Genomic DNA, 13350 nt, shown 5'->3' with positions numbered 1-13350 from the left:
CAACTTTATTTTGCTAAACAACCTTGGCTGTCTTTTACTTTTATTCTATATTTTCCTTTACTTAATCCATTTATAGTAGTACTAGTTCCAGAAAAACTTGTCCAATCTCTTTCTAAAATCTCTGTAGTTCCTTCTATTTTATATACTATGTAGAGGTACGATCTTCCTGCTTCTCCACTAGTAACCTCTAGTTGAATTTCACCATCACCTATCTCAAAACAACTTTCATCATTTAAGGGTGCAGCTGTAAAATCAACATTTGTTGCTTTCTCGATAGTAAAACTAGGAGTCTTGACAAGCTTATCCCAAGAAGAACCATCATCTATTTCTGGAGCGGTTGGTATATCTAAATTTATATTTTGGGTTTGATATAGAAAATAATAGGTTCCTGCATCAATATTATTGGGCCACATATATCCATAGTTAGTGGAATTTAGTGGAATTAATGAATTAGTTGTATGTTCTTGCCCTATTAAAACTCTATCTGATTTATAGAGTGTAACAACTAACCTTTCTTTACTTGAGTCTATGTTTCTACCTAACTTTATCCCTATATTTCCATCCGTTTTATAGAAACAAGAAGTTTTGGTTTTATCATAATACTCAACAAATACTGGAGAACATCCAGTGATTGTATAAGTCCGCCTTGCTACAAATTTATTACTTGCCTTATGTCCCGTTTGAAAATGAATACTTCTCTCTGCTGAACCAGTGGGTAATTCATTTATATCAATACCATTATCTGCATATATATCACCTATATTAATATTAACAGACTGTGTAGCGCTAGCAAGTGTTTTCCAACCTCCATTTCCTATTTGATACTCCCAATCATACCCTCCTTTTAAATTTATTGTAGTAAGTGAACATACAGGATCTGTATTATCGGTTCCTACTATATGAAGAGGATAAACTCTTTGCTGAAAACTACATCCACCATAATTTAAATAACTCCTGTTATTAAAATCTTCTTTTAATATTGTTTCTTCTCTTGTATAATCACAGTCTGGGTAATTTGCTATTCGTATTGCATAATTATATATACTAATAGTCGATTGAGTAAAACCATCTTGTAATTGCATAAAATCAAAATATACATTCCCTACATTACTTGCTGTTGCAAAATAATTACCACTACCAATACCTCCAAGGTTAGTTTTTATGGAAAGACTTCCATTATTAGCATGTAAATAACCTGTTATTTCTGTTTTAACTAAATAAGCATATTCTGGATTTTGCCCGAAAACATTAATAGATAAAACAAAAACTATAAATTGTACTATTATTTTTATTTTGCCATACATTTTTTACTATCTCTTACTTTTACTTTATAAGTTCCTTTCCCTCGACCTCCTATTATTACTTCATTTGCTTTTATATTAGAAGGATCAAAAGAAGTCCAATCAGTGCTTTCATTCAATTCATATTCATACCCTTCTCCTGTTCCTCCACTAACATTGAAAACTCTTATCTTTCCATCTTTTGATTTTACACAGTTTTCATCACTAAACCTTTCAGCTTCAAATATGATATTTAGGGGTGCTTTTATTTCAAATATTTCTGAAAATCTTAAATCGTCCCAACTTGAATCATCTGGTGAAATTCCTCCTGTACCATTGTAAGTTTGATACTTTAACTTGTAATTTCCAGGAGGTAAACCACCTTTCCAAGTATAACTATAAGTACCATTTTTATTATCTATTAAACTTGTAATTTCTTCTTGACCATTTTCTGCTACATCATAATTATTAGAAGTAAATTCATAATATAGTGTTGCTATCATTTTTTCATTTTCACTCTCAATCAAATTTCGTCCTACAGTAAATGTGAAACTACCATCTTCTGTGTAATTACATTTAGTTTCATGAGGTGTTAATAATCGAAGTTGAGGGGAACTATCAATAAAAACAAATGAAAAAATTTCATCAGAAATCCAACCATTAGACATTCTTATTCTAAACTTTATACTTCTTCCTACAAATAAATTTGCGTATTTACCAAACAAGTCTTTTGCTGTAAATGTTACTTTTTCTTTTCCTAAAAGTTGATTAGGAAAATTTCTCCAATTTGAAGAGGTACTAAAATCACCTTTATCATAAGGGTTGAATGTACCATTAATTTTATTTTTTGTTGCTATTGTAGCATTCCCTGGAAATAACTTCTTTTCCTCTGGAGTAAAATCTACATAATATTGCCAAGTATACACTAAGGGGTGATAACCAGGAGTAGCTGATAGTGTAACTTCACTTCCTGTTGAATTATCTCCATTATTTTCTGTTGTTGCTGTTGTTAACTCTGTCTTAAAATAACTAGGCGAAATTGTAAGAAAATGTATAAAGTCATAATAACATATATTTGATATATCTAATAAAACAGGTTCTGGGAAACCTAATGCGTTATCTGTTCCTACTATTCCTAATAACATGTCTTCTAAGTTATAATGATATTCATCGGGCATTCTTATACCATTTGAATCATCTACATATAATGTTGAACCATCTCCTTTTAAACCGTAATTGACACTTATAGTATTTAATGTCGTATACTGAGTACCTGTAGGTGGGTTCTTCTCACAAAAATTCTTTGACCAAAAATTTCTACTTGTATTAAACAGTTTATAACTCTGCCCAAAAGCACTAACAGCAGAAAAAACCATGATTATAAACTGTAATATTATTCTTTTGCTAAGCATTTATTACTATCTCTTACTTTTATTTTATAGGTTCCTTTGCCTCGACCTCCTATTATTACTTCATTTGCCTTTATATTAGAAGGATCAAAAGAAATCCAATCAGTACTTTCATTCAATTCATATTTATACCCTTCCCCTGTTCCTCCACTAACATTGAAAACTCTTATCTTTCCATCTTCTGATTTTACACAGTTTTCGTCACTAAACCTTTCAGCTTCAAATGTGACATTTGTTGCTCTTTCAATAATAAAATTTGATGTTTTGACTAACGTATACCAAAATGGGTCTGTTGCTTTTGGCTTAGATGGTGTAGTTACTTTATTCAATACTTGGTACCTAAAATAATAACTCCCTGCATCAATATCTTTTGGCCAGTTAAAACCAAAAAAACCTCCTCCTAAATCTTTTAATACCAAAACTGTTGGATCTGTAGTATCTAATTGCTTGGTACTGTATTGATTTATTAATATATCTCCGTTGCTATCTTCTTTAAATAAAGTTGCAGCTAATTGTTCTGAAGTATTGATATTATTACTTAATTTCACGCTTATTTTACCATCAGATTTATAAGAACATGATGTATTGCTTAAGTTATAATACGATTCAAAATCTGGAGAGCATTCTGTTAATGTTATTGTATATTTTTGAATAGAATAAACAACTTCATTGGTAAAAGGTGCTGTAAATTTAAATTGCAACTGTAAATTCCCTGTGAATTCATTTCTCCAATTAGTTCCAAAAATATCTAATAAGCTTACATTTAACGGGTATCTACTTTTATAGTTTGGTAACTCTTTCCAACTACCATTTTGATCTACATATTCCCATACTAAACCTGTTACATTATGATTTTGCCCGTCAGAATATTGCTTAAATAAGTCATCTCGTTCACATCTTCTATCTGCTGGTACAATTATTTTCGGTAATAAAACAGCGTGATAACTTATAGGTAAACAATCAATTGAGTTTGATTCTATTTCTATTTTATCAAATATTATTTTTTCTTCTGAAAACTCAGCCCCTTTACATTGATCTGCATATTGTCCACAAGGTCCACCGCAATCATTACTAGGATCATCATTAAAAAAATCGAAATAGTTTAATTTAATTTTCACTATACTGGATAGAACTTCATGTGACCCTTTATAATGGGATAAAACATACCATGAATCTCTATATGAATCAGAATATTTCTCAGTTGAAGAATGCAACACATATAATTCCGATTGAGAAAAACCAAAACAAGAAGCTAATAAAAAAATAAGTATTAGTAATTTTCTTTTCATAAGCAACTTTAATACTTCACTTCAATTTTTCTTATTTGTCCTAAGCTACCATCAACAAAAACAGGGCGTAATATATAAGTGTATATATTATTTGGTTTTACATTTTCATCTACTATTCTATTTGTGCTCGGTAAAACATTTTTTAACAAGGAAACTTTTTCATCTTTTTTCCCTTTATAAATCATTATTTCAACAATAGCTTCTTTATTTACTGTTTTCCAAAACAATTCTATAAAAGCATTCGTTCTGTCAACATAAGTATTCAGTCCCTTAATCCCTTTAAGCAAAGTAAATCTTGGTACTTCTATGGTTGTATGCTTTGTATTGATAGATTGTAAATTACTATCATCTACCGCTTTTATTAAATATTGGTAAGCTGTAGCTCCTTCTACATTGGTATCTTTCCAGTCTGTATATTCAATATGTAAGGTGTCTTTTGGTAACGTTGCTATTAAATTCCATTGAATACTATCCCTAACTCGTCTATATACCTCATGTTTTGCAATATCGTTACTCTGACTGTTAGCCCAAGTTAAATTCACAGTCTCTTTTTTAACATTATAAGATGTTATTACAGGCGGTGCTGGCGGAATAAAGTCTGGTTTTTTCAATACTAAAACATCTGAATATTCAGACATATTATACCTTCTATCTACCGCTACTATTTTATAATATACTTTATCATTTAAACTTTTTACTGAAACACTATCATAAAAAGTTATTGCAAGATGCGGACTAACTGTAATTTGAGAAAACTCTTCTTTCGCATTGTTCCCTTTAAAAACTCGATATCCTAACATATCTGGCTCAATATTCTTTTTCCATTGTAAAGTAACTACACCTAAACTATCTACCTTACCTTCTAAACCTATTGGTTTTACTGGAGGAATAGAGTCTACTGGTTGCACCAACACTGGGTATGATGTTCTGCTATTTCCTTGCTTACCTATAGCGGTAATTGTAAAATAGTTCGTAGGATCTAATTCATCGTATTGAATTTTTCTTGTTCCTTTAGATATACCTTTAATAACAGTTTTATACGTACCATTCGCTTTATTGCTTTTATTAAGTTCAAAACCTTTGATAAATTCAACCCCCTCTTCTAAAAACTCCCATTTTAGAACTACACTTTTATTATTATTTACTACTTTTTTACTTGAAATTTTGGGCACATAAGGCAAAACTTTCACCCCTTTTCCTGAAATAATATCAGAAGGTGGACTTAACTCTCCAAAAGGAGTTCTTCCTTTTACCCTATAGTAATAGGTTTTGTTATTTTGAATGGAATCTGTGTAGTAAATTCTCTTAGTATCTATCCTACCACCGCTATTTAATGTAGTGTACGGCAGCTTATTGAGTTGATTAAAATTTACTCCATCTTCTGAACGTTCTATAAAATAACTATTAAATTCATTTTTATGGATTGCATAGTTCCAGTTTAACATTACCTTTTGATCATCAAAAATAGCAGCTAAGTCTAACGGTTTAGGTAAATCCTGATAGTCTTGAAGCCCTACAAAAACTCCTCCGTCTTTGATTTTCATTTCTTCTTTTGGTACTAAAGGAAAAACTTTATAAACATATTTTTCTGTAGATTTCACCTTTAAATCTTCAAAACCTAACCCTGCTAATTTTGCTACTTCAAAGTCCTGATCTGCTACATATAATGCCCAAGTAAATCGCTGTTCTTGCTCTTGAGACATATTTATAATTCCTTGTAAAGAACCAACTCCTTCAACATCAAAACTTTCTCCAAATAACGATTGAGCCATAATAGCTGCATTGTTATTTTTCTCTATTATACTAATCCATTTTTTTGGTTCTGCAGGTTTAAAAATTCCTAAATCTTTCTCAATAGGCTTTGACAATGTTTGCCCACTAATACTAATGGTGTATCGCTTTAAGCTATAACCATACTTTGCCAATTTTCTAAACGACATTGGAGTTGTTGCTCCCCATCTCAACATAATTTTATGACTACTATGGGGTCTTGCTAATACTTTAATGACATTCTTGTTTACTTCTTTAACTTGTGAAAAAGCTACTAAAGTTGAGAACACAAAAATTAATAGTACTATTATATTTCTTTTCTTAATAAATAGCATTAAAAAGGATTTTTATATTTAAATACTGTACTTGTTCCTAATACTCCTCCTGGCATTACATATTGCATTTTAACCTTATATTTACCAGACCATATCGCTGGGAATACCCCATTGATGATGTAATTATACTTCTGAATTTTCGATGCATATTCAGTAGGATCATTTAAATATTTATTTACCACTTTATATTGTATATCCATAAAGTCTCTCTTATAATGATAAGGCAAATTATATCTATAAGGAATTCGTTTACTTAACAATGAGAATGTAGGGTTATTTCTTAAATACGGTACATACCAAGTTAAGATATCAATTCCCTTTTTAGGTGGAATCCCTAAATCTTTTACATCTCTGTCTACTATAAATTCAGGTTCTAAAGGATACTTTTCATAAATTAACTGATAAATTCTATCTTCATAATAATTATCATCAAGAACTGCTTCAGTTTCAATTAAAGGTTGCTTTCCTGAATACTTACCTCCTTCTAATTCAATTCTATCAAATCTTTCAGATTCTCTAACATCTGTTTGAATAGCATGTACATCTGAATAAATAGGTTCTAGATAATGTTTTACTACTCTTTTATCATCTACTTTCTTAGCAAATGTATTGTATTCACTTGTAGTAAACTCATAGGTCAATAACTCAGTTACTGCTTCGTTATTAACAACACTTTGTACCTCTTTATTTTTAACCTCTACCGTATTACCTTCATAACCGGTATCTTGTTTAGTATAAGAAGTTTCATTTACAGAACCTTCTCCTGCATCTGGTGAACTAATCAATTTCAATGTATATTTCTTTTGATTATTGAATTCGCCTAATTTAAAATTAACTTGTCTTTCACCTTTATTGTAAGATACAGTATTTACAAAACTATGCCCTTCTTCGTTACTATAAACTACATTTTGTTTCCAATTTGTTTCAGGCGCAAACAAGTATGGTTGACCTCTTTTTAATTTCACATAACCAGTTGTACTTTCATCTTGATAAAAATATTTCTGATCTATTACAGGGTATGTATATTCTATATTTTCAACCGGAATATAATCTGGTGCTATACCTGTAGTAAAAGTTCTTTCTTCTATTTCTTGAGCTTTTTTACCGTTGTGCATTAATGTAATCCAACTTCCTGATTTTAATTCTTGAAAACTAACCGCCACTTTTACCTGAATAGCTTTTTGCGGGGGTAAAACATCAAAAGAAACAAAATTCACTACATCTTGTGACTCATTCCACTCTAACTCTCCTTCTATTACTTTTCCATCACTTTTTACGGTAAACTCATCTAGTAAAATTCTATAAGTCTTTACTCCTTTATCGTCTTCTAGTTCAAAAGATTTATTTATTTTCATATTAAATGCTGATTGTGGTGCCGTGAAAACATCGACCTCTGTAGCATCATTATCAGGTGTGACTCCCGAAATTATCTTTATTCCTCCTAATGGAGCTCCACCTATTATTTCACATTCCTCACCGAGCTCAATTTTAAACCTAAAACGTCCTTTTATCATTCCTCCTAGCACACTAAAATGACCGCCAACATAGCCTCTAAACCAACTAGGATTTGGTAATTTTGCCTGTAATAACACAGCTGCTCCGGCTTTTACTATAGGGATTTTTGCTTTATAAAACCATAAATTAACCCTTATTCCTAGCTCTCCTTCTAAATATGCATAGGCTTGTCCGTTTGCGTACCAACCATCAACACCTATTTGTCCACTTCCTTTACAAGCGGTTTCCCCATAATCTTTAATCATGATATCAAACCCTAATCCAGCTCTAAATCGGGCATAAAACATTAAGAAATTCATGTTTCCTGTATCTAGACTAAAGTCCATACCTATAGCAAAACCTCTTCCATCTCCTAATGCATTTAAATCTCTCATATAGTCTAGACTATTTAGGTTTACTCCTAAAATATCAGCTACTGCTTGTGGTGGTGGTGGGCTACCCGGTATATTATCTCCAATCATTAAATAGGTTGTTGCTGATACACTAAAACCACCTATTCCTACTCGAAGTCCTATACGATCTTTCGGAGTTCCCATATGTAAATACCATCCATCTGGTCCAGTATGGAAAACCGCCCATCCTGCTCTACCTCTTGGACCAACACCACTAAAAAAGTTTCCTGGTGTGTTTACATATACTTCCATTTCACTATGAAAAGAATTATTCACAAAATCCATTTCCATAGAGAAATGAGCATCAATCCCCACATCAAAAGTTAATCCATCTTGTGGAAAAGATACTTTACTGTACTCTACTAAATTTGTTTCTTTTAAGTCTTTAACCAACTGATTATTGGCTAAATCATTAATTTTATTTTCAAGTTTATTGAGCTTTTCTTTAAACTTATCCGCAAACTCTAACTTATAACCTTGCATTATATGAGCTTCCCCGAAGAAAAATATCCTATTCAAACCTCCATGGGTATTGAAAGCCATTTCAAAACCAACCTTACCATTAAAAGCACCTTCGTTCGCTAATGCAAACCCTAACATTGCTCTGAACCCTAGGCCTGAGTTAGCGTCTGGAGTATAATCCATTCCTGAAGGAGGTTTTGGAGTCTTAACTGGCACAGGGTTTCCATTTTCATCTAACTCTCCTTGGTATACTAATTTAGGCGGATTAGATGTCTTTTTCATGTGGTAATAAGCACCACCTCCAAAACCGTTAATTTCAACAGGTCCAATCGTAGGTTTTGCTCTCATAGAAGATAAATCAGCATAAGCATCAACATACCAGTACCTTACATCTGTTTTACCAAACCAAGCTGTAGCTTTTACATTAATACTATTAAAATCTGCCTCTAACTCACCGTAAAATCCATTACCATATACAGGATCATTGTCTTTGATATCAACAAGTCCTTTAAACTTAACACTTCCTAAATCTGCTTCAACATTTATTCTTTGAATATCTATTCCATCGTACTTCCATCTATGCGTATTATCCTTATCTTCAAATTTTCCTTTAATTTTTAGTTTTGTACCTCCAGCAAACCCTTTATTCATTAAGTTTACATCCAACGCAAAACTTAACCCTATTCTATTATCATTGGCTGTTAGTCCTATTTCTGATATTGTTACTGGAAAGTTTCCAAATTTCACATCATCTTTATACCCCATGTAATCAACAGAAAAATATGGAGATTCCGTTTGCAACTGAAGATTTTCAAATGTGATGCCTTTAAAATCAACCAGCTTACTTCCATTACTGTTTTTCCTTCCAATAGTTAAACTACCATGCAAATTAGCTTTCGGTCTAAACTTACCCTCCTTAACTTTAAGAGTTACACTTGAATTTGATTTTAAGTGTGCCTCTGCCATAAAAACAGGAAAGTGTAATCCTTTTTTTGCTATGGGTTCCAGAGCTAAACTATAATCATCATTCCCTACATCAATTATAGCTGTATATTTAATTGCTTTCCTAACTCCTTTAACAAGCTCTGTTTGATTAATAATATCTTCCTTTGTAACTTTTCCTGAAGTAGGCAAAGCTATATGCCCACCAAAGCCAGCTCCTGTTATTTTGTTTGCTATAAAAGAAGCATGCAGATCAGTTACAGAAATAGGCCAACCTGAAGCTATTCCTTCTTCGATAGAAAAAAGATTTTCTACTGAGAATTGCCCCGTTATTCCTTCGCCATCAATTAAAAATTCTTTTGCTGAAAAGCTAAGCCTATTTTGTTCATTTCTTTTCATAAACTCCTTAGGCGCAATAATTTTTATTTCTTCTATAGATACTCCTCTCCACAATTCTTCATTCCCAGGAACTAGGTACTTTTCTTTATACGAGTTAGGAAAACTCATATTTGTAGAGTTTCTTAAATCACTAAAATCAAAAACAGCATTTTTAACTTCAAAGACTAACCCTCCTTTACCCCTACCTGTTGTAGATTTTTTATCTTTTAATTGAAATGGATGACTTAAATTTATCTCTGCAATAATATCGTTCCAATCTGACACTACTGTTTTAAAAGAGCCTTTAACCCTTGTTTTTGTATCTTGAATAACTTTGTAGTTGGCGTCCAATGGCTCTAATAGTTCTCTTGAGAACAATACATCGGCCGCTACCCCTATTTCTTTAATTCCAGAACAATCAATGGTTATATAGGTTTTGTTTTCTACAATACCTGTTTTCATATTAAAACCTCCCTTCAATTCCAGTAAACCTTTGTTACCTTGTATTGGTATTGCTACATCACCAAACAAGGATATATTGGTATCACCATAAATTCCCCCATTATGAGATATTTTTATGTTATCTGCTCCAAAAAAAAGCTCTTGTTGCTTTCCGTTCGCTCCTAATTGACCAACTGTCAGTTTAGCAAAAAGTGTAACCTCAGTATAATCTGGATAAAACTTAGCTTTACTTACACCTAATAAAGCTGTGTATTTACCGAATCTCTTTTTAACACCAACCGGTAAAGTAATCATATCATCAGAGCCTAAAACATCTACATAGCTACCTGTTTTTTCTATCGCCTCAAAAACAGAGGTTGCTCTACTTATAAGTGTATCTATCTTAGGATCAGAGTAATTTTCCTTTACATAATCAAAATCAAACTCTCCTTTTGCTTTAGAAGAAAACTCTATTAATTTAGGAAGTGCTTTTTCCGACCTAGAAATACTATCTAAAGGATTATCTGTTGAAGAAAAAACTAATTGAGAGAATACAATAAAAAAGAAAAAAGTAATTTTTTTCATAAGCAATAAGGGGTTAACAATTTCATTTTTAGCCGTGCAAACATATGCAGTAATTTGCTGTTTTCCAAAGTTGAAGAATAAAAAAATTCACATTTTTTTAACAAAAATATTCACACCCTAATTGTTCTCTTTTTTTCTTAATTTTATATCTCATAAAGATTCTAGAAAAACAATGGATAACAAAGCTAATAAACAAGCCGATAAACAACCTTCTGCTGAACCTCCGTACAAATTATTAAGCTTAAGAACTGGTAAACCAAAAGATTGGGCTGCAGGAATTCCTGGAGTTACAAACGCTATAAAGAGTTTAATAAACGATAAGGCTTTAGTTAGAGGAGGAAAAGCTTTGTTTAAAATGAATCAGTTTGATGGTTTTGACTGTCCTAGTTGTGGTTGGCCTGATCCTGATGATGAGCGATCACCTATTGCTGAATATTGTGAAAATGGTGCAAAAGCTATAGCTGAAGAAGCTACTAGTAAAAAAATTACTGCAGATTTTTTTAAACAAAATTCTATTTATGAGCTTTCTCAATTAACTGATTATGAAATTGGACATCTAGGTAGACTTTCTGAGCCTATGTACCTGCCTAAAAATGGTACACATTATGAACCTATTAGCTGGGACAATGCTTTTGCAAAAATTTCCGAACACTTAAATAGGTTAGAGTCTCCAGATAATGCTGCTTTTTACACTTCTGGAAGAACAAGTAACGAAGCTTCTTTTGCATATCAACTTTTTGTGCGTGAATTTGGAACTAACAACTTCCCTGATTGTTCTAATATGTGTCACGAAACATCTGGTTTTACCTTAGCCTCAGTTACGGGTATAGGAAAAGGAACTGCTACTTTAAAAGACTTCTACGATACCGATGTCATCATGATTATTGGTCAAAATCCAGGAACGAACTCTCCACGAATGTTAAGTGCTTTAGAAAAAGGGAAAAAGAACGGAGCTAAAATTATTGCTGTTAACCCTCTTCCCGAAGCTGGTTTAATGGGATTCCGAGATCCTCAAAAAATAAGCGGTATTTTAGGAAAAGGTATCCAACTTGCCGATTTACATCTTCCTGTTAAAATTAATGGAGATTTAGCATTGCTAAAAGCTATCGAACTCTTACTATTACATTTTGAGAAAGAAACTCCTGGTAAAGTTTTTGACCAAGAATTCATCAATAATAAAACAGTTGGTTATGAAGATTTAATTAAGCAAATTGAAAACTATGATTTAGATGAATTAGCAAATGCATCTGGTGTTTTAAAAGAAGATATTCAAAAAGCTGCAGAAATGCTAGCTCATAAAAACCGAATTATTATTTGCTGGGGAATGGGACTTACGCAACAACCTAACGGTGTTGATATTTTAAAAGAAGTTCTAAACCTGTTATTCTTAAAAGGAAGTATTGGTAAGTCCGGAGCAGGTTCTTGTCCTGTAAGAGGTCATAGTAATGTTCAAGGAAATAGAACGATGCTTATTAACCACAGTCCTTCTGTAGAGCAACTTGATAAATTACAAGAGGTTTTCGACTTTAATCCACCAAGAAATAATGGTTATGATGTTGTGAATACCATAAAGGCTATGAATGAAGGAAAAATTAAAGTCCATTTTAGCATGGGGGGAAATTTCTTATCAGCAACTCCTGACACCACTTATACTGCAAATGGAATGAGACAACTTGATTTGTCTGTTTCTGTTTCAACTAAGTTAAACCGAACCCATTTGATTCATGGAAAAGAGGCTTTAATTTTACCTACTATTTCTAAAAGTGAAATTGATATTGTTAATGGTGAGCATCAGTATACAAGTGCTGAAAATGCTATGGGAATTGTTGAATGGTCTAAAGGAGTATTAAAACCTATTTCTGACAAGCTTATCAACGAAACTCACATTGTGAGTCGTATGGCAAAAGCTACTTTAGGAGATAAAAGTGTGGTTGATTGGGATCGATATATGAATAGTTATGATGCTGTAAGAGATGATATAGAAAAATGTATTCCTGGTTTTGACAACTACAATGTTCGTGTAAAACAAAAAGGCGGATTTTACTTACCTAATGCAGCTCGTGAAGGGAACTTTAAAACAAAAGAGTTTGGAGATCGTGCCCCATTTTCTATAACCACATTACCACAAAACACATTAGCTGATGATGAGTATTTAATGGCCACAGTAAGAACTCATGATCAATTTAATACTACTATTTATGGATTAAATGATCGCTACCGTGGAATTCATAATGAACGTCGTGTAATTTTCATGAATAAAAAAGATATTGAAAAAGCAGGTTTTACATCTGGTGATAAGGTAGATTTATATAATTATGATAATAACACAGAGCGTATCGCTCCGCTATTTATTATTGTTGAATATCCTATTCCTGAAAAAAACACTGTCACTTATTTTCCTGAAACTAACGTACTTGTTTCAATCCATAATACCGTAAAAGGAAGTAATATGCCTGCTTCAAAACATATTAAAATTAAAATTAAAAAGCACAATCCTGACATCTATGATAAAATAGAGGGAGTTCTTCATAAGAAGTCCAATTCATAAAAAA

At 32.1% G+C, this 13350-nt stretch carries 6 protein-coding genes; 1 reads left to right on the top strand and 5 read right to left on the bottom strand.

What is annotated here, in order from left to right; all coding sequences use genetic code 11:
• Positions 1–5 precede the first annotated feature (5 nt).
• Genes LCI24_RS12570 through LCI24_RS12550 form a run of 5 tightly spaced genes read right to left on the bottom strand, consistent with a single transcriptional unit; the run spans position 6 to position 10798 of the window.
• On the bottom strand, positions 6–1304 hold the full coding sequence (locus LCI24_RS12570; protein ID WP_274640684.1) for a hypothetical protein: 1299 nt from the start codon (positions 1302–1304) through the stop codon (positions 6–8).
• Entirely contained in the window at positions 1289–2656 is a 1368-nt protein-coding gene (locus LCI24_RS12565) for a hypothetical protein (protein WP_274640683.1), read from the bottom strand. The genes LCI24_RS12570 and LCI24_RS12565 overlap by 16 nt, the downstream gene beginning before the upstream one ends.
• 17 nt (positions 2657–2673) lie before the next feature.
• Positions 2674–3978, bottom strand: coding sequence for a hypothetical protein (locus LCI24_RS12560; RefSeq protein ID WP_274640682.1), 1305 nt, complete (start codon positions 3976–3978; stop codon positions 2674–2676).
• A gap of 8 nt (positions 3979–3986) precedes the next feature.
• Entirely contained in the window at positions 3987–6083 is a 2097-nt protein-coding gene (locus tag LCI24_RS12555) for a fibronectin type III domain-containing protein (protein ID WP_274640681.1), read from the bottom strand.
• Positions 6083–10798, bottom strand: a complete 4716-nt coding sequence (locus LCI24_RS12550; protein ID WP_274640680.1) for a hypothetical protein — start codon at positions 10796–10798, stop codon at positions 6083–6085. Before LCI24_RS12550 ends, LCI24_RS12555 begins: the two co-directional genes overlap by 1 nt.
• 172 nt (positions 10799–10970) lie before the next feature.
• Between LCI24_RS12550 and LCI24_RS12545 the strand changes: the two genes are divergently transcribed.
• A complete protein-coding gene (locus LCI24_RS12545; protein WP_274640679.1) occupies positions 10971–13346 on the top strand; it encodes an FdhF/YdeP family oxidoreductase in 2376 nt (791 codons plus the stop codon).
• Positions 13347–13350 lie beyond the last annotated feature (4 nt).

The organism is Tenacibaculum larymnensis (genome assembly GCF_028829235.1).
Taxonomy (GTDB): domain Bacteria; phylum Bacteroidota; class Bacteroidia; order Flavobacteriales; family Flavobacteriaceae; genus Polaribacter; species Polaribacter larymnensis.
Note: the sequence above shows the minus strand (reverse complement) of the source record. Positions and strands in the feature narration are given on the sequence as shown.